Below are 18,722 nucleotides of genomic sequence, written 5' to 3' on the forward strand. Positions count from 1 at the left end.
CGGGGGGCCCGGGACGCCGCGCCTTTCCGTCCTCGACTCAGCCAGGAGAACCCGATGAAACTGTACTACCACCCCGCCTCGCCCTTCGCCCGCAAGGTTTCGATAGCCGCCATCCTGCTCGGCGTCGAGCTGGAAGCCGAATTGGTCGATCTGTTCGTCGGGGCGGGACAAGCCCCCGAATTCCTCAAGCTCAACCCGCATGGCAAGGTGCCCACCCTGGTGGATGGCGACTTCTCGCTGTGGGAGTCCAACGCCATCCTGCAATACCTGGGCGCATCGCAAACGGAAACCCCGCTGTATCCCAAGGATGTGCAAATCCGCGCCGACATCGCCCGCTGGCAGTTCTGGGAAGCCTCCGCCTGGGCACCGGCCTGCATGGTCTATGTCTACGAGAACGTGCTGAAACCCATGCTCGGGCGCGGCGAACCCGATCCCGAGGAACTCCGCAAGGGCGAGGAGAAATTCCACCGCTTCGCCAAGGTGCTGGACGGTCATCTCGCCGAGCGGGACTGGCTGGTGGGCGACGGATTGACCCTGGCGGACATCGCCGTGGCATCGTCCCTCATGTATGCCGTGTCGGGCAAGTATCCGCTGGAAGACTACGCGAACATCACCCGCTGGTTCAAACAGGTTGAGGCGCTACCCGCTTGGGCCGCCACGGTCCCGCCCGCCGCTTGACGAAAAATCGAAGACCGACTCGATTTTAAAAACCGAGTCGGTCTGAACGGATTCCGTAATTCAAAATGCCCCCTAACGCTGATACAGCGGCAACGCCGCCACCCGCCGCTCAATCTCCATCATCATCTGGTTATAGGCGGGTGCCCCAATGCCGCCGAAGCGCCGCTTGAACTCCGGCTCCGGCATGAATTCCGGCAAGCCCTCCGTGGATGGTATGAAATCGGGTTCCCGCAGGCCCCCCTTCAGCTTGGCTTGAAGATATAACGCCGCCTCGGGACTCGCGCTCGCCATTTCCCCCAGGCGGGCGCCTGCCCGGTCGGCAGCGAGATCGTTGAAAGAAAAGCCACTCCCGCCCCGCGAATCCTTGACCTCCTTGTACAAGCCGATGGCGTCGGACAAGGGGCTGTCCGCCGTGGCCGCAATGGCGGCGGAGATGATGAAGTGCTTGGGAAAATCGTCCCGGCCACTGAGTTTGACGGTGCGCACCGCCGCTTTGGGCCAGGGTTCGGCGTTAGGCAGCACCTTGTCCAAGCCGCGCTGGTTGATATAGAAGGTCAGCACCACGATGGCGGCGCGGTTCTCCGCCACCGGGTCGGGATCGCCGTTGCCCACCGAGCGCTCGGCGGCGAGTCGGAATAACGGCGGCAGCAGATCGGCCAGACTGGTTGGCTTCTTCGCCTGGGTGCCAGCCTGAATCATGGCCCGCTGATATAAGCGCAATCGTTCCAACTCTTCCGCTGGCACCATGGCGGAACTGAGGCGGGCGGGCAAATCGGCCTGCCATTGATAAACCACGGTCATCTGGCCGGGCGCGACATCCACCTTTTTGACCGCGCCCGCGATGGCGTCAACCGCGTCCTGACCGTTCACGGTAGCCACGGCATAGGCCGTTAGCCAATTCGCCAACCCTGCTGGCACGGACAGCCGACCAATCTTGAGGCTCTCGAAATCCGGCAGGCCGGACTCCGACGGCAGCAGTTCCGCCACGACATTCACGAATCGCCCGCTCAAGGGCGCTGGCAAGGGCACGGTCACGGCCAGCCCGGCGACATTGGAGCGCAACCGGATTTGGGCGCTGCCATGGGCGAAGCGGTGGGCCAAATAATTGGCGGCTAGGTCGAGGTCGGACTCGGAGAGCCGCACCATTTTGATTTCGCCGGGCTTGAGCTTGCGGGGATCGTTGCCGTCCAGAATGCGTTGGCCTTGGGCCAGCCGTTCCGGGCTGAAATCGACAGCGCGGTTAACCAGGGGATGCTCGTCAAGCGCCGCCAGCGCCGCGCCCACCAGGACGACCGGCACCAGGCACAGCAGGAGAAGGAATAGCCAGAATAAAGGTCGCATGGGGGTAGCATTATTTGGTTTGCCTTCCTTATCACGGAAGGTCTGGGATTTTTGAAATGGTTGAGACGCCTTATAAAGCCGCCCGTTTCCTCCCCCTCCAGCGGGGGAGGGTTGGGGTGAGGGGGTTTAAATTCCGCCGCGCTCCGAAAAGCGGCTACCGGAAAAACCAGTAGAAATAAACCGCCCAGCCAATCAAATGCAGGGCGATGATGCCGTGGAAGATCATCAGGTATACCGACTTGCGGGTTTTATGGCGGAAGGCGTTCTGAGCAATCAGGGCACCGGGCCAGCCGCCCAGAATTTCGAGGAGGTGTAGGTAGCTTTCAGGTATCCGCCAACTCCGAATCGCCGCATGGGTCTTGTCGGCCCCGTACAGGAAGAGGATCAAAACGCTGAACAGGCAATAGGAGAAGAAGGGCAGCGGGTTTTTTCCCAGCACCAACAAATAGCCGGACAGGAACAGCGGCGTCATGATGAGCGCATTAAGCGTCCAGGAGCGGGGCTTGGGCACCAGCACGAAATGCTTGGGCTTGGGTTCGGGGGGGGCGTACTCGACGCCTTCGATCAACGCGAACCCCACGCGCTTTTTACCCGGCAAATCGGCGGGCCGGAACTGGACCTCGTCGCCGACGGCTGGACGGCGGCTCAGGTGTTTCTTGAAGGCGCTGATGTGAACGAAATAGTCTTCCTCGCCTTCTCCAGTGCGGATGAAGCCGAAACCCTTTTCATCGTTCCATTTCACGATGCATCCTTTCCTCATCGGCAGCAATTTCCGTATCGTCCGCTTCTCGGCTGTGGCCATGGTTTTCCCTAAGAAAATGAATGGACTCGGAGGGGCCGCCATTATCGCAAAACGGGAATCCTCGGCGGTTCCTTTCTTGGTTGGACGGTTTTTTTAAATACGAATCGCGAATCCCGCGCGGAGATTCGCGGACAGAGTTTACGTGATGGATCGGAAAAATTTTGACCCGACTTATCGCGACTTCCAGCCATGTTCGATACGACGGGTCGCCCTGTAGGGGCGAATTAATTCGCCCCTACAGGTGTGGCGAGCGTCGAATCCGAATGAACACCGCTATAGGATCCGAGCCATTGAGGTGAGGGGGCGCCGCTGGCCGCACCGGCGGCGCCCGGTGGCAAGCAGGCGGTCTATTGCGCCGGGCGGATTTCCTCTTCCGTCTCGGCGGCGCGGGCCGGTTGGAGGCGGCGGGTTTTCTTCAAGTGCCGCACCGTGATGTAGAACAGCGCCACCGGGATGATCGCGCCGCCCAGCCACCGCACGGTGGTGGCGTGGTCCGTGTAGCCGTAGAGGTAATAGGTCTTCCAGGCCAGCAGGGCCAGCACCACGCCGACCGTGAAGCACAGCGTGTTGTATTCCTTCACCAGGGTGCGGCGCCAGTCGTATTCGAACTCGGCCAGGGAGTCCTTGAGGCCATCCAGATTGGGGATGAAGCGGTTGACCCGGCTCGCGTAGTCGTCATAGGCCGCGCCGAATTTGTCGCGGAGATAGGTTTCCTCGGCGGTGGTGATGGCGAGGTAAATCCAGGCGAACAGGGGTGCCACCAGGGCGACCACCCAGGCCGAGCCGAACAGCAGGGCCAGGCCGACCACGACCAGGTAGTTGCCCACGTACATGGGATTGCGGGTGTGGGCGTAGAAGCCGCGCGTCACCAGCTCGTTGGCGAAAACCTGCTTGTTCTTGCCGCCGCGCCGGATGTAGGCGTAGCCGATGACGATCAGCCGGAAGGCTTCGCCGGCCAGGGTGAGCAGCACACCGAGCGCCGTCAGCAGGGTGTCCAGGGCGGCGTTGCCGAACCACTCGGCGGGCCGGGCCACGACAACCAAGGTCAGCAGCACCACGGGGAACAGGCCGTTGCGGACCCGGAAGAAGAATTGCCCGGAGGCGAGCAGGGCATTGTGAAGGGGGGAATTCGGATTCATTTGATCGCCAGCATTCCGCAGAAGTTATACCAACGGAAAAACACGTCGCATGCCTTGAAGCCGTTGCGGAGCAGCAACTCGCGGTTTTCCTCGAAGTGGTAGGGGATGAGGACGTTCTCCAGCGCCTCCCGTTTCTGGGCGATTTCCATTTCCGAGTAGCCGTTGCGCTTCTTGAAGTCGTAGTAGTACTTGATGAACATCCGGTTGAGGGTGGAATCCTGGCCCAGCACCTTTTCCACCAGCAATAGGCAGCCGCCGGTGTTGGTGCCGTTGGCGATGCTCTGGATCAGCCGGTCGCGGTACAGCGGGCGGACGAATTGCAGGGTGAGGTTCATGACCACGACGGAAGCGTTGACGATGGCGACGCCGTCGTCGAGGTTCTGGCAAATCAGTTCGTGGGGCCGGGTGAAGCCGTGTTCGGACAGCTTGGCGCGGGCCTTGTTTAGCATTTCCGGCGAGTAATCGACGCCGACGAATTTCACCCCCTCCGGCACGAGGCGGTCCAGCCACAGCATGGTGGTGCCGGTGGAGCAGCCCAGGTCGTAGAGGTTGGAACCCTCGACGGCGAAGTCCGCCGCGATTTCGCCCATCATGCGCTGCACTTCGGCGTAGAAGGGCACCGAGCGGTCCAGCATGTCGTCGAACACGGCGGCGGTGTCCTTGCCGAAATTGAAGTTTTGAATCAGGTCGCGCTTGTCTTTGAAGATTTCGTCTTTGTTCATTGGGGCCATGGAAGCTGAGCCGGCCAGCGGATAGTCAGCCGACCTGAAACGGGAATCGCCCTTGGCTTAAGCCATCCGCAACGGGAACGCGGAGGCTTTCGGGGCGATGGATCGGATGGCCTCGATTGGGCCAACCATCGGGGAATGTTACGATTTTTCCGAACGGCTTGGGAAGGTCGGTTTTGTCCAGCCATTCCGGTTTTGACGGAATATCGCCCGGTTATTTATTCTCAATAATTACGCTTTATTTTGGAGGAACACATGGGTGCTTGGTCTTGTGAGTCATTTGGCAATGACGATGCCTGCGATTGGGTGTACGAGCTGGAAGAATCCGATCATCTCGACTTCGTCGAATCCACCCTGGACGCTGTGCTTGCGACAGGCGACGACTATCTGGAAGCGTCGGACGCAACCCGGGCCATCGCGGCGGCGGAAGTCATCGCACGGCTTCAAGGTAATGTCGGATTGCGGGATTCATACTCGAAATCAGCCGACAACTGGGTGGACAAGGTAAAGCTTGTGCCATCGGCCAATCTCGCCAACAAGGCGCGGCGGGCGCTTGACCGGATACTCGGCGAGTCGTCCGAACTGTTCGAGCTTTGGCAAGAGAGCGAGGAAAGCGATGCCTGGGTGGAGGCGGTCACTCACCTCAAAGAGCGTATCCGCGCCTAAATTCGCGCCATGCGCCGGGCCATGAGCAGACCAACCAGGATCAAGACCGCCAGCCAAGCCGCCGAGAGGCAGCCAATCACCCGGTCATAGCCACTCACCAGGAATGACCAGTGGGCATTGGGCATGACATGAGTCAACGGCTTGGCGGTCTTGATGACGAACACCCAGCCCGCGTGCAGCCCCATGCAATAACCCAGGCCACGCGGCAGGAAATTGCGGACACACCCCAGCATCACGCCAGCCACGAACAGGGCGAGAAAGGCGTCGGGCGTGATGGCCGCCAAATGGGCAAACCCGGCCACGGCGACCTGGAAGCCGGTATCCCAGCCCACCTCCGGCGGCACCCACTTACTGCCCAGGAAATGCAGGCCCGCATAATAAAACGCGCTGATTAGCACGGCGGCGACGGGACCTGTGGTCTTCCGCAGGGCCGCGAACAGCACGCCCCGGAAAATCATTTCCTCCAGCAGCGCCACGGCGATACCCGTCGCCAGCGCCTTGCCCAGCACGGCGAACAGCCGCCCGCCGTGGGGCATATCCAGATTCAAACCACGGATGTCCAAGGCGAGCAACCCAAGCACATGCAAACCCAGCATCAAAACGCCCAGCCCCAGGCCGATGATCCATTGGCGCGGGAATGCCCGGTCAAACCCCAGATCGACCCAGCCCAGCCTCAGCCGTTTCGCGATGAAATAAAGCCCGAGGATTAGGAACACCTGCCCTCCCCGGCTGACCAAGACGCGCAAGTCCCGGCCATCGTCCCCGCCGATGAGAAGAAACAGGGGGTAGGCCACCGTGGAGGCGATGGCCGCGCAGGCCAGTAGATATAAGAAAGGATAAAGCACTGCCAGGGCTGGGTGGGTCGGCACGGATTTCAGGCTCGGCTTGGTCGAGTCCGTCCGTAGCGCGGCCCAAAGCCGGGCGCGGAATTCGGATTGAGTAGGCATCGCATCGGTGCTATCTGGAGAAATCGGGTGAGGGGTAGGATAGCAGCATGAGTTTTCCGGGGGGAACGGGGCGTTGAATCTTGGCTCACACGAGTTAAAACAGGGCGGATATGTCGCGACTTCATAAATTCTTTCTGGGAGCGGTCATCGGCCTTGCCCTGCTGGTGTTGCTACCGATCCTGGCCGTCTGGTTATCAAGCCTGCTCACCCAGCCCCCCGGCTTCGATGCAACGCGGACTCGCTGGACCCCATCGGAGGCTTACCTTCTCGACCGGCACGGCGAAGTCATTCAAACCCTACGGGTCAATTCCTCGGTGCGGCGACTGGAATGGACCCCGCTGACGGACATTTCGCCCGCCCTGGCACGCGCCATCGTCATGGCGGAAGACCGGCGCTTTTACCAACATCGCGGCGTCGATCCGTGGGCGGTCGCCGGGGCTTTGGCCGACCGTGTGCTGCATGGCCGTCGACGGGGCGCCAGCACCTTGACCATGCAGTTGGCCGCTTTCCTGGAACCCAATTTGAACCATCGGGGAGGCCGGAGCCTTCCGCAGAAGCTTCGGCAAATGAGTGTCGCTTTGGCGCTGGAACGGGATTGGACCAAGCCTCAAATCCTGGAGGCTTATTTCAATCTGGCTGGATTCCGGGGCGAACTGCAAGGCATCGCGGCCACAGCGCGGGGGCTGTTCGGCAAGCATCCTTCGGGGCTGGACGAGGCGGAATCGGTGCTGCTGGCCGCGCTGCTGCCTTCGCCCAAGGTTGATTCCGCCCGGCTTTTAAGCCGCGCTTCCGCCATCGCTTCGGCGGGAATGTTCCATGTGGAACATCATCGGCTTGCGGCCCTGGCCACCACCGCTTTAAACAAACCACCGGCCATAACGCCGGAGTCCAACCTAGCCCCAGCCCTAGCCCGGCGATTCCTGAAAAATCCCGGCCAGCGGACACGGACCACCTTGGACGCCCGCTGGCAGCGCATTGCCTTGAGCGCGGTGCAACAGCAATTGGCGGGATTGAGTGGACAGAACGTCCGGGATGGTGCCGCCGTGGTCGCCGACAACGCCAGCGGGGAAATTCTGGCCTACGTTGGCTCCGCCGGGACCGACTCGCGGTCGCCCCACATTGACGGCGCGGCAGCCCGACGTCAAGCTGGCTCCACGCTCAAGCCCTTCTTGTACGGCTTGGCCCTGGAGCAACGCTACCTGACCGCCGCGTCGGTGCTGGACGACTCGCCCGTCAACCTGGAAACCACCACCGGACTCTACATTCCCCAAAACTACGACCGCGACTTCAAAGGCCCGGTCAGCGTGCGCACGGCCTTGGCCTCGTCCCTGAATGTGCCAGCGGTGCGGACCCTGGTTCTGGTGGGCGTGGAACGTTTCCGTGACCGGCTGCGGGACTTGGGCTACGCCGGGCTGACGGAAAGCGGCGAATATTACGGGTTTTCCCTGGCGCTCGGTTCGGCGGAGGTAAGCCTGCCGGAACAGGTCAATGCCTATCGAAGCTTGGCGAATGGCGGGCGGTGGACGCCCCTCCGACTACAAGCGGACGCGCCAGCCGAGGAGCCGCGCCGAGCCATGGATCCCGCCGCCGCTTTCACCATCGCCGACATACTCAGCGACGGCGCGGGCCGATCCGTGACCTTCGGCCTGGACAGCCCGCTCGCCACCCGCTACTGGACGGCGGTGAAAACTGGAACCAGCAAGAACATGCGGGACAACTGGTGCGTCGGCTTCAGCCGCCGCTACACGGTGGGCGTGTGGGTGGGGAATTTTGAGGGCGACGCCATGCGGAGCGTGTCCGGCGTCACCGGAGCGGCCCCCGCGTGGCTGGCGATCATGAATGCCTTGCACGGGTCGGAGGCAAGTGACGCGCCCACCCCGCCCGCTGAAATAGCGGCCCGTCCTATCCATTTCGAGCCAGCCATCGAGCCGCCCCGCCGCGAATGGTTCATGGCGGGCACGGAAATGGACGAGGTTCGGCTAGCGAATTCGGGCCATTATTCGCCGCATATCGAATCGCCGCCCCGTGGGGTCATCATCGCCTTGGACCCGGATATTCCCGCCACCCATCAGCAAGTCTGGATCAAAGCGCGAGGGGGAGAACAGGCGGCATTCGTGCTGGATGGCACTGAACTTGGATCGGCCAGCCGCCCATTGGCCTGGCTACCCCGCCCCGGCAGTCATGTCCTGGAGCTTAAATCACGGAATGGCGAAGCGCTGGACGCCGTGCGCTTCCAAGTGCGTGGACCAAGGCCGTAGGACGATGACGGCATCGACTATTCCTCCTCTTCCGGTTCTTCGGTAGGTGGCTCGGGGTCGTCATCCAGGCCGGGTTGCTCTTCTCCTTTGGCGGGTTGCGTTCCCGCGCCCGGCAAGCCATTCGAAGAACCCACTGGCTGGGGTTGAAACAAAGACGGGAGCGGATGGCCAAGACCCGCTTGGCTCCGCGAGGCGCTAAATGAGCCGGATAGTGGCTGTGCTGGATAAAGATGACCGCCAGCGGTGGACAAACCGTTGTCGGCCTTGACGGCGGAACTCAGCAGCAGCGCGGACGCGGCGAGCGATGGAATCCATGTATTCATGACAAGCCTCCCTGCGATGAATCGTCCCGGCTAGCGCGAAAAAGCGCGAATCGTCCGGGGGAGCCACCGTGCTTAATAAAAATCCCAGTGACGGCAATGCGGGCAAGTCTAACAGCCCCATCCGTCGAGCGGGCATCACCCTTTAGGGTAATCCGCCGGATTTCGAGAAAGCGAGCAAGGCCGAGGGTGGGCCGACCCCTGCCGCCCACCCATATTGTTCGCATAATCAGGCCAAGAACTGGCCCAACATGAACACAACGGCACCGGGGAACAGCAAGGCCGGTCCCCACCACGCGCCCATCACCGTGGCGATGACAGCGGCGGCGAGAAACAGCGTGGCGATAATCAGCACCTTGCCTCTGGCGTGGCGGACGGGCGCGTCCGGCGTGTTGGACGATGGCAAGGGTTTTCCACAACGGGTGCAAACCGTGGCTGGGTCAGGAACTTGCGCGGCGCAGGCCGGGCAGGTGATGCTGGTCATAGCTCTCTCCTCGTTGAGTTGATGATGGGCGTGTATCCGCCCTTTTTGATGATGGTGTTTGGAACATTCCTCATTCCCCGATCCTCCTGTCGGCCCGTTGATACCGCCTTTCTAAACATTAGGCAAGGGCGGTGGCGGGCCGGGCGGCGCTATCCCCTCTCCCAAAGGCGAGAGGGGGAACAACCGTTCCAGGCGTTGCGCGATTAACCGGCGTCAATTACTGCGCCGGCCTCACCTCCACCGCCTCGTTCGGATATTCCCCGAACATCTCCGGCGCATAGAGCGCTTCGATGCGGGTGGCGGGCAGCTCAAACCGGCCCGGATTGTTGAGGCGCACCGTGTATTCCACCGTCCATTGGCCCTTGGGCACGAAGCGATAGTAAGCGCGGAAAGCGTCGAAGCGGCGCTCCTCGTAGGCAGGCCAAGCCGAGCCTTCCCGCTTCTCGCCCCGCGTCAGCAATTGCGCATCGCGACCCAAACCCGTGCCGAGAACCGTGGCCCCGGACGGAATAGGATCATCCACCACCACCCAGGTCATGTCCGACTGAGCGTCCAGCACCAGGGTCACGCGGGCCGTGTCGCCCCGCGTCCAGATACCCGGCTGTTTTTGCTCGACGGGCGTCATCGTACGCCGCAACTTGAAGCCGGAGGAAAGCGGCTCGGTCAGCGGTAGGGCGGCCTTGGATTGAATCGTGACCCAAGGCTTGCCGGTGCCTGCGTGGCGAAGGCTCAACGGGGCTGGGCCTTCCGGCCAGGAGAAATTCAGGCTGCCACGCCGGCTGTCCGCTTGCCAAGCAAAGCCCCGCGTCGTGCCCGCGAGGGTGGCCTGAGTTTGTCCCGTCACCGGGACCGACTCGAAGGCGGCGCTGAATTTTTCCAAGGCCAGCACGCCCCAAGCATTGGCGGTGGTGATGTTCCAGCGCCCCATTTGCTGCCGCCCCACCGCACCGCGCACCAAGCGGGGAACATCCGCCCGCCAAGTCGGCTCCTTCACCGCAGCCAGCACCATCCGCGCCGCATTCACATCGCCGGACAGCATCAACCACCACAGGGCATCGTCCCGCTCGGTGGAAAACCCCAGCGTGGTGCCCTGAAAATTGAGCCGGGCGCGGAGGATTTGTTCGGCCTCGGTCTTGCGCTCGTCCCGGTGCGGAATGCCTTCCAGCCGGGCCAACAAGTCGTACCAGTCCAGCACCGCCGAAGTGGGCCACAGGTTGGGTTCGATGGTGATGGAACCGAGCAACTCGGGCGTGGCTTCGCCGTAACGGGCCAGGGCGTTGATCGCGGCCAGCTTGCGGATGGACAGGTCCGCCGTGGGCAGGGCCGAATCCCGTAGCAGACGTCCGGCCACGAAGTTTTTCAGCGCCTCGCTGATCCGGCCCCGCGCCCGCTCGGGCAACTCCCAACCGGATTCGTGGGCGATGGCGAGAACATAGGCGCTCAGAACGTCGCTGCCTTCCAGGCTATCGCTGGGGAAATACTTGAGCAAGCCGTCCCGGTCCAGATAGGCGGGCAATGAATCCATGACGCCCCGCCAACGGGATTCATCCCGCAAGGCGACAGCGCGGGAAACCTGTTGCTCCAAGCAGTTATAGGGATAACGGGCCATGTAATCGGCGACGCCAGCGGTGGCGTCGCCCAAACGGGCTTGCAGGTCCACCCGCACCCCGCCCCGTCCCGGCACCGCGTCCGCCGGTTCCTGTACTTCCAGGCTGAGCGGCTTGTCCAATTGCTCCAACGTGGCCTGAAAGACCCGCACGGGATGCACCGGGATCACGTCCTGCTTCACCCGCAGGCGGTCCTCCGCCACTCCGTTCGCCTCCCTCGCCAGGATTTCCCACGACAGCTTCCCGGCACCCACCGGCACGGTGAGTTCAAAACCCAACTCCTGGGCGCCGCCGGGGGCGAGTTCGATATTTCGGGGTGGAAACTCGGGCAAGGCGGTTCCGGCTTCGGTGAAAATTTTCGCCTCGGTGGAAAATGTCAGGGTGCGCTGAGAGGCATTCCGTACCGTGAAAATGCCGCGCAGCCGGTCGCCCTCCCGCACCAAGGGCGGGAGACCCGAGTGGAGGATTAAATCCTGGCTCGTGCGCAGGGTGCCCGAGCCGGTGCCAAACAGGCCGAGTTCGCCACTGGCGACGGCCACGACCCGGAAAGACGTGAGTAAATCGTTGAGAGGGATTTCCACTTCGGCCTCGCCTTGGGCGTCGAGCGGCAGTCGGCCCTTCCACAGCAGCAGGGTGTCGAACAATTCTCGCGCCGCCTGCCGACCTCCGCCACCACCATGAGGGACGGCCTTGCGGCCATAATGGCGCTTGCCCACCACCTGCATTTGGGCGGTGGACGTGAAAACCTCGACGGGACGGACGCCCATCATTTTTTCCAGCAATTGCCAGGAAGCGTTCGGCTTGAGTTCCAGCAGGGCTTCGTCCACCGCCGCCAGGGCGACTTCGCTGCCAACGGGCAACGGACCCCCGTCGGCCCGCTTGACCGCCAGCTTCACCTTGGCGGTGTCGCGGACCTTGTGGACGGATGTCGCCGGTTCAACCTTCACATTCAATCGGTGCGGATTCCAGCCCACTTTGATTTCAGCGTTACCGAGCCGGTAGGCGGGCTTGCCTAAATCGGCCAGGGCCGTGGGCGTGCCGCCGTCCATCCGCCAAGGCAGATGGAGTTTCCGCGCCATGTCCGCCAGCCAGGATTGGGTGGCACCCACCCGGCCCCGCACCGCCAGCACCGAGACAAACACGTTGGGCGAATGATGGGCCTGGATCGGCACGTCAATCACTGGCGTCTTGCCGGACAGCCGGGTGATGAAGGTTTCCGCCACGCCCTCCCGTTCCACGCTGACCAAGGCCGTGGCTTCGCGGAACGGCATCCGCACCTGGAATCGGGCGGTGTCGCCGGGTTCGTATTCCTTCTTTTCCGGCAGCACATCCATGCGGTCGGCGGACCCGCCTTCAAACCACCAGTCCTCCTCCCCCGCGACCCAAGCGCTGGTCACGGTCACGGTCTCATTGCCTTGGTCATCCTTGGCCTTGGCTTGAAGCAGGATTTCGCCCGTGGCCTCCGGGGCCAAGGCGCAGAGCAATAAGCCCTGCTCATCGGTGTCGCCTTTGCAAGCACCGTCGATGCGTTTCACTTCGGAGCGGTTGTCGTAGGCGTAAAAGCCGCCGATAAGCCGCTTGCGGTAGGAGTAATAAGTGCGCTGGAACAGTTCCACACTTACCCGCCGTCCGGCGGCAGGTTTACCGGCCAAGTCCAGCGCCACGACCCGGAAGCGCAATTGATCCCGGGAAGCGGCCCAGCCCTCGGTGCGCAGCCCCAGATTGAGCTTGGCGGGCCACAAAGGAATGCGCTGGGTCACGGCTTCCAGTTCGCCATTGGCGTCTTGATATTCCAGTTCGGCGATGAGGTCTTGGGGTTTGGGGCTAACCGGCAAGTCGGTGAGCGTGGCCCGCTGCGCCCCTTGAGCGTCCAGCGTCAGCGCCAACACTTGGCCGGGCTTGTGGGTCGGGGTGGCTTCCTCGTCGGGCGAGTCCGCCTCTTGGGTGACGCCTTCCCGCACCGGATCGCCGCCAAAGTTGTAGTCGGGATACTTCGGGAATTGCACGGCCTTGGCTTCCACCAAGGTCCGCAATTTTACAGGCGCATTCCCCGCCCCGCCGCCGCTCAGATAGGCCACGAACAAATCCAACGGCGCCGAATGCGCATTCACCAGCGGCTCAGCCGGGGGCTGGATCACGGCCTTCATGGTGGGCAGGCGGAATTGTTCCACATGGAACATACCAGACTCGAAGCGCTGACTCTGCTTTTGGTCCAGCATCGCGATGTTGTAAACACCCAGTTTGGCATCCTTGGGGATAGCCCAAGTGGTTTCGGCGATGCCGAGGCCGTCGAATTGGACCGGGAGCTTGTACTGTTGGCCGCTGTCGGCATGAGTGATTTCGATGGCGTCCGGCGCGAACGTTTCCGGCAGGCCGAAGCCTTGCAGTGTGTGGCGGCGCAGGAAGTGCTTCATGCTCACAGTCTCGCCCGCCCGAAACAGCGCCCGGTCCAGCACCGTGTGGGCCAATTCCGGTCCCACGTACTCGGCGGTGCGCAGGTTGAAATCGGTGGGCTGAATGCCCTTGTTCCACGACGACACCGTGAACCCCAGGTCATCGGAGGTGCGGGCGCTGACGAACAGCGGCGCGGGCGTGTCGCTGTAGCAGCCAGAACCGCTATGGGGCGTGCCCAGCACACCGGCACCGATCCGGGCGACGCCGTCCTCGCCGGATTGCCCCTCCCACAAGAGTTTGCCGGAACAGTAATCGCTGACCCGGATCACCGCGCCCTTCACTGGCCCGGCCTGATCCAGCGTCGTCACCCAAATCACCGAGGCTTCCCGCCCCCATTTGAAATGCACGGCCAGATTGCTCACCAGCGCCGCCGTCGCCACGTAGCGCGGCTTGTTCTCGCCCAACAGCGAAGCGCCCAGCTTGGGGCTCGCCAGTTCCACCACATAGAAGCCGGATTTCTCCAGCGGAATACCCACGACCTCGAACTCCTTCTCGCCCAATGGCTTGGGCAAAGTGATTGGCTCCGGCTTATCATCCGCGCCGAATACGGATTCCGAACCCGTGGCTTCCCTCCAGATCGATTTGCCATCCGGCCCGCCCTCGACCCACTCGCCCCGTAGGCTACCGGCTTCCCTCACCCGTTCGATCCAATGGGCGATTTCCCCATCGCTTTGATCCAGCCGCTTCACCTGACCGGGAACGCCGTTCTGCGCTTCCACCACGATCCGCCGTCCGGCCACGGCGGACTCCAGATTGCGCAACGTCACCGGCAGAATGCCGCCCGCCTCCCGCTCGATGATGCCGAAATCGCCGGAGAACTTGGCGAGCGGCGGGTATTCGTCCGTGGCCGTGGGCAAGGGGAAACGGGCGGCGTTTTCCAGCGGACGCCCGGCGTCGTCCCGGAAGTCCGCTGGCAGTTCAACCTTGAGTCGCGCCTTCTCGGGGAATGGCCCACGCAATTGCACCTCGTCCGCATAGGGTGTTTTCGCCGCGTCGATGGGATCGGCGGGATAGGCTTTGCCAGCGCCATCGACGATTCGTACCCGCATCAGGTCTTCCGCCTTGACCGGGGCGCTGAACGACAATTGCATGGGCAGCATGGGCAAACAGGCCGCCTGGGCATTGACGCGCTGGCATTGGAGCCGGGCAGTGAAATTGGGGCGGGTTTTGAAATTCAACACGTGATCCTGCACCGTCGCCACGCCGCTGTCGGCCCGGATGCCCGCCTCCCAGATCAATCGCACTTCGGTGTCAGGCGGCAGGGCGCGGCGGCATTGCAACACCACCAGCAAGGACTCGGCTTTTTGCAAAGCATCATCTTTGACCCGGGCCAGCAATTCCTCGCCGTCTTTCCACAACAGGCCGTAATAGGCATAACCAAGCTCTCGACGCTGAGCGAGGATGTCCTCCCGTTCTTTGCCGCTCAAGATGTCCACGTCCACCTGCTCGGATAAGCCGGTGATCTCGCACCGGGCATGGACGCGGATGGATTCGGGATTGGCCGGAGCGTCCAAGGCCAGCACGAACGCTTGCCGCTCGTCGATGCGGGTGGCGCCCTCCTCGGGCAAGGATGCACGGATGGCTGGCCCGCCGGTGTCGAAAGCGAAGTCCGTTGCCCCGGCCAGCGGCCTGCCAGCCAGGGAATGAAGTCCGGGCTTCAGCTTGAAACGGCAAACCAGTCCGGCGGGCAAATCCTGCTCAAAGTCGTAAACCCAGTTGCGGGTATCGGCCCAGCGACCCGCCCCCTTCCCAGGGCAATCCACTTCGAACGGTGCGGGCAGGCGTGGATCGCCCAAGGCGACCATGGCTTCGGTGAACCGGGCCGTCACTTGGCGCACGCCCTTCACTGTGCCTTGCGGGGAGAAGGCTTCGACGCGGGTCCGGGGCACTTTGGCCTCGTCCGCGAAAACCTGACCGATGACGAACAGCAGGAGCAACAAAGTGCGCAGCATGGTGGATGCCCTCTTGTGGGGTTTTAAGGCGAGGGAGGATTCTGGAAGAAATAGTATGGAGGCTTCCCCATAGGGGGCAACGCCATTAGAGCATTTTCATTTTGGGTTTGCGGCGTTCACATAGGCCGACTCGGCTTGCGAAACCGAGTCGGCCTTCCCGCTGCCGTACACCCATGTTGAAAACGCTCTAAACATCGAGTCTAGGGAATGCGCGGGCGAGAAAAGCCCAGCGGGCGGAGCGGCTCGCTGCACGGCAAAAATCAAGCCGGTTTCGATGTGAATATTCACCAAAAATAACGGCACAGGTTCACATCGCCTAGCATGAATATTTCGTAGATTCTCGCCACCGGAATTCATCTTCGTTAACGTCAGTGGGGTTGAATTCCCACCGCGCACGGTGGCCCGGTCCATCCGGCACCATTGCTTTCGACGAAATATTGAACGGCGAACCCCCATGAAACCCGAGAGCTATGCTTACGCGAACAATGGCCCGGGCCGACCGAAATTCTTTGAGCCACGGCTGGTCTGCATCGAAACTCCAGGATTTTCGGGAACGGGCTATGTCAGCCTGCCGTCCGAACAACTGGCGCGGAGTCGGTGGCTAGACGGGAATGTGCTCTTGGAATGGGTGCTGGAAGGCGCGGTCCAGGTCATGCGGGCCGTGTTGGCGTCCGATGGGTATCAGCAAGGCTCGCCACTGCGCGGTTCCGCCCTCTCGCTCATGGAGTTCGAGGATTTGAAATTCGGAAGCGCGCTAGATGCCAATGGGGAAATCCAATTCGTAGTTAAAGTCCAGATACGCTCTCGGAAGACCTCGCGGGGCGTGTTCTCGGCCTATCAAGGAACCGCCCTGATCGCCGCTGGCACGCTCATCGCGAAAGAAGGATGAGCCTCAGCGCATTGCCGACAGGCCCGTGCTTCGCATCGTAACGGCCATCCGCCGCTTGCCAGACCGGATTGCTCTGAACGCCTGCTCGGCACGGCCTTAAAGCGCCACGGAAAAGCCTAACCCGAACATGGTATAGTCCGGCCCGTATCTCACCCCCCGCCCCCTGGTGAATCAGCCGCCGGATTGGCTGAATCGAACAATCCATCATCACGATACTCCGCCCCCGCTCCGGCTCCCCAGCCCTGTGGACGGTTATCGGCTCTGCCGGAATCTCGCCGTAACCCCAAAATCCGAGGAAGTTTCGAATGCTGTCCTACCCAAACATCGACCCCGTTGCCATCGCTATCGGCCCATTAAAAATTCATTGGTATGGGCTGATGTATGTCATCGGCATCGGCTCGGCGTGGTTCCTCGCCCGACAAAGGGCGAAGCAGCCTGGGTTTCCCTGGACCGTCGAGCAAATCGAGGATTTGATTTTCTACACGGCCTTAGGGCTGGTCATCGGTGGTCGGCTGGGCTACATCTTGTTTTATAACTTGCCCGCCGTGTTGGAAGACCCGCTGATCTTGTTCCGTGTCTGGGAAGGAGGCATGGCCTTCCACGGCGGCTTGCTGGGGGCGCTGGTCGGCATGTGGCTGTTCGCCCGGCGGGTTGGGAGTCGGCTTTTCGAAGTGACCGATTTTATTGCGCCCTATGTCCCCATCGGGCTGTTCGCCGGGCGGATCGGGAATTTCATCAACGGGGAATTGTGGGGCAAGCCCACCGACGCGCCCTGGGCGGTGATCTTTCCGGGGGCGGGCATTGAGCCGCGTCACCCGTCCCAGCTTTACGAGGCTTTCCTGGAAGGCGTCGTGCTATTCCTCATCCTGCACTGGTTCCGCCGCCAATCGCCGCCGTGCCGCGCCGTGAGCGGAATGTTTCTGCTGTGCTATGGCTTCTTCCGCTTCGCCGTGGAATTCGTTCGGCTGCCCGACGCCCATATCGGCTACCTCGCCTTCGGCTGGCTGACCATGGGTCAGGTGCTTACATTCCCTATGATTATCTTTGGCGCTTATTTGATCGGTTGGGCTTATTGGTGCCACCGTTCAAGCTCACCCGTCTTGAATTAAAAGTGAAGCCTCGCCCGTGGGGGCGGTTTTCAACCGCGAAAGGCACCGAGAATCGCGGTTAGAAACCGCTCCCACAAAAGATGGGCTTGCGGGGCTTAATCCATTTCCCCGCAGGAGCCAAAGGCTTTGCCGCCCGCTGAGCGAAACCGAAGCGAACGGCTTCACAGCCAATCCTTGGCCTTCTTCCGCACCTGCTCGTAAAGCGCGTCCATCACTTCCACAAAGGACTCGTCCTTGTCCCAGAAGCGCGGGTAATCGCCGCCCTTGCGGATGAGAATGCCGGGAACCGCCGCTGGCTGCGGCGGCTCGACGCCCGGCGGCAAACGCTTGGCGCCACGCCAGAAATCCCTGGGCGAGATGGCGGTGGGCGATTCCGCGGGTTCCGGGCGGGTGAAATAGGACTGGGCCGGACGCAATTCGCCCGCCTCTTCCGTCAACGCGGCGGCCAGGGCCGAACCCAGCGGCGTGGCCTTGAGCCGCCGCACCAAATCCCCGTGGGATAGCCCGCGCAGTTCGAACAGCAAGAATGGGTCCTGGTCCAGCCGCGCCGCCAGCAGGTAATAAAGCCCCGCGACATGCTTACAGGGATTTTCCTGATCCGGGCAGGTGCAGCGGGCACGAATATCCTTCCGGCTACTGGGCAGAAGACTGAGGCCGAGTTCCGCCAGGGGCTTCTCGATCTCGTCCGGCATCTCATTGAACAACAGCCGGGACAGGAAGCCCGCCCGCTCGCCAATATGCCCGATGGCCTCGGCCCAGGCGGAGTCCGGGATGGGGACGAACTCGATGGACGTCTCGTACACCGGCTCCTCGAAAACGCCGTAGTAAGGACTCACCTTGCCCCGGATGCTCGCCTCGACCCGGTTGCCCCGCACCTCCCAGCGGGTAATGCGATGCCCGCCAACATATTGCCGACCCCGCGCCAGCCGCCCTATTTCAGTGAATGATTCCAGCCCTTCGATGAAGCGACGGCCCCACCAGGTTTTGCCAAGCTTGCTCATCGGCCCCAGCGCAACGCCGCCGTATGCACGGGCGAATCCCAATGCTGGCGGATTTCCTCATCCAGCAAGCAAACCGTGATGGAAGCCCCGGCCATTTCCAGGGAGGTGACGTAGTTGCCGACCAGCGAGCGAGTCACATTCACGCCCCGTTCTTTCAACAGCCGGGCCGCTGTGCAGTAGAGCAAATAAAGCTCCATCAAGGGCGTGCCGCCGAAGCCGTTGACCAGCAACAGCGCTTCGCTGCCGCTCTCGGGCTTCAGGTCTTCCAACATAGCCGCCACCAAGTCGGCGGCGAGGGCATCGGCGGGCCGCATGGCCTCGCGACGTCGGCCCGGTTCGCCGTGGAT

At 62.3% G+C, this 18,722-nt stretch carries 16 protein-coding genes; 5 read left to right on the plus strand and 11 right to left on the minus strand.

The genetic code is table 11. The features are described 5' to 3' along the window. Positions 1–54: 54 nt before the first annotated feature. On the plus strand, positions 55–678 hold the full coding sequence (locus ACXWUF_RS05455) for a glutathione S-transferase family protein (RefSeq protein WP_458493654.1): 624 nt from the start codon (positions 55–57) through the stop codon (positions 676–678). A gap of 72 nt (positions 679–750) precedes the next feature. On the opposite strand, the gene ACXWUF_RS05460 is transcribed toward ACXWUF_RS05455, so the two are convergent. From ACXWUF_RS05460 to cmoA, 4 genes are all read right to left on the minus strand, one after another. Continuing rightward, positions 751–2,019 carry a hypothetical protein gene (locus tag ACXWUF_RS05460; protein ID WP_458493655.1) on the minus strand — a complete coding sequence of 423 codons (1,269 nt, stop codon included), beginning with the start codon at positions 2,017–2,019 and terminating at the stop codon, positions 751–753. A 154-nt stretch (positions 2,020–2,173) separates the two neighbouring features. Further along, the gene (locus ACXWUF_RS05465; protein ID WP_458493656.1) at positions 2,174–2,761 is read right to left on the minus strand and encodes a DUF1294 domain-containing protein; all 588 of its coding nucleotides are present in this window, start codon (positions 2,759–2,761) and stop codon (positions 2,174–2,176) included. Between the two features lie 407 nt (positions 2,762–3,168). After that, positions 3,169–3,960, minus strand: a complete 792-nt coding sequence (locus ACXWUF_RS05470) for a methyltransferase family protein (RefSeq protein ID WP_458493657.1) — start codon at positions 3,958–3,960, stop codon at positions 3,169–3,171. Next, positions 3,957–4,682, minus strand: a complete 726-nt coding sequence (cmoA, locus tag ACXWUF_RS05475; protein WP_458493658.1) for a carboxy-S-adenosyl-L-methionine synthase CmoA — start codon at positions 4,680–4,682, stop codon at positions 3,957–3,959. The genes ACXWUF_RS05470 and cmoA overlap by 4 nt, the downstream gene beginning before the upstream one ends. 261 nt (positions 4,683–4,943) lie before the next feature. Here cmoA and ACXWUF_RS05480 point away from each other — a divergent pair, with 261 nt between their 5' ends. Further along, complete coding sequence (locus ACXWUF_RS05480; protein WP_458493659.1) at positions 4,944–5,354, plus strand: DUF4259 domain-containing protein; 411 nt, start codon at positions 4,944–4,946, stop codon at positions 5,352–5,354. Here ACXWUF_RS05480 and ACXWUF_RS05485 read toward each other — a convergent pair. Next, positions 5,351–6,301 (minus strand): CPBP family intramembrane glutamic endopeptidase, encoded by a 951-nt coding sequence (locus ACXWUF_RS05485; RefSeq protein ID WP_458493660.1) that lies wholly within the window; start codon positions 6,299–6,301, stop codon positions 5,351–5,353. The genes ACXWUF_RS05480 and ACXWUF_RS05485 overlap by 4 nt on opposite strands. 110 nt (positions 6,302–6,411) lie before the next feature. On the opposite strand from ACXWUF_RS05485, the gene pbpC reads away from it, so the two are divergent. Further along, positions 6,412–8,559 carry a penicillin-binding protein 1C gene (gene pbpC, locus ACXWUF_RS05490; RefSeq protein WP_458493661.1) on the plus strand — a complete coding sequence of 716 codons (2,148 nt, stop codon included), beginning with the start codon at positions 6,412–6,414 and terminating at the stop codon, positions 8,557–8,559. Between the two features lie 17 nt (positions 8,560–8,576). On the opposite strand, the gene ACXWUF_RS05495 is transcribed toward pbpC, so the two are convergent. From ACXWUF_RS05495 to ACXWUF_RS05510, 4 genes are all read right to left on the minus strand, one after another. Further along, complete coding sequence (locus ACXWUF_RS05495; protein WP_458493662.1) at positions 8,577–8,882, minus strand: hypothetical protein; 306 nt, start codon at positions 8,880–8,882, stop codon at positions 8,577–8,579. Between the two features lie 226 nt (positions 8,883–9,108). Continuing rightward, positions 9,109–9,363, minus strand: coding sequence for a hypothetical protein (locus ACXWUF_RS05500; RefSeq protein WP_458493663.1), 255 nt, complete (start codon positions 9,361–9,363; stop codon positions 9,109–9,111). A 217-nt stretch (positions 9,364–9,580) separates the two neighbouring features. After that, positions 9,581–15,376 (minus strand): alpha-2-macroglobulin family protein, encoded by a 5,796-nt coding sequence (locus ACXWUF_RS05505; RefSeq protein ID WP_458493664.1) that lies wholly within the window; start codon positions 15,374–15,376, stop codon positions 9,581–9,583. Between the two features lie 96 nt (positions 15,377–15,472). Then, positions 15,473–15,787, minus strand: a complete 315-nt coding sequence (locus ACXWUF_RS05510) for a hypothetical protein (RefSeq protein ID WP_458493665.1) — start codon at positions 15,785–15,787, stop codon at positions 15,473–15,475. A 43-nt stretch (positions 15,788–15,830) separates the two neighbouring features. Here ACXWUF_RS05510 and ACXWUF_RS05515 point away from each other — a divergent pair, with 43 nt between their 5' ends. Together ACXWUF_RS05515 and lgt are read left to right on the plus strand one after the other, a co-directional pair. Then, positions 15,831–16,265: a hypothetical protein gene (locus ACXWUF_RS05515; protein WP_458493666.1), complete on the plus strand. Its 435-nt coding sequence runs from the start codon at positions 15,831–15,833 to the stop codon at positions 16,263–16,265. Between the two features lie 305 nt (positions 16,266–16,570). Further along, entirely contained in the window at positions 16,571–17,374 is an 804-nt protein-coding gene (gene lgt / locus ACXWUF_RS05520; protein WP_458493667.1) for a prolipoprotein diacylglyceryl transferase, read from the plus strand. Positions 17,375–17,535: 161 nt separating this feature from the next. Here the strand turns inward: lgt and ACXWUF_RS05525 are convergent, their stop codons facing one another. Continuing rightward, on the minus strand, positions 17,536–18,375 hold the full coding sequence (locus ACXWUF_RS05525) for an SWIM zinc finger family protein (protein ID WP_458493668.1): 840 nt from the start codon (positions 18,373–18,375) through the stop codon (positions 17,536–17,538). Further along, positions 18,372–18,722: dihydroxyacetone kinase subunit DhaK (locus ACXWUF_RS05530; protein WP_458493669.1), on the minus strand; the 351-nt coding region annotated here is incomplete at its 5' end. The genes ACXWUF_RS05525 and ACXWUF_RS05530, both read right to left, overlap by 4 nt.

It is taken from the genome of Methylomagnum sp., assembly GCF_054333355.1.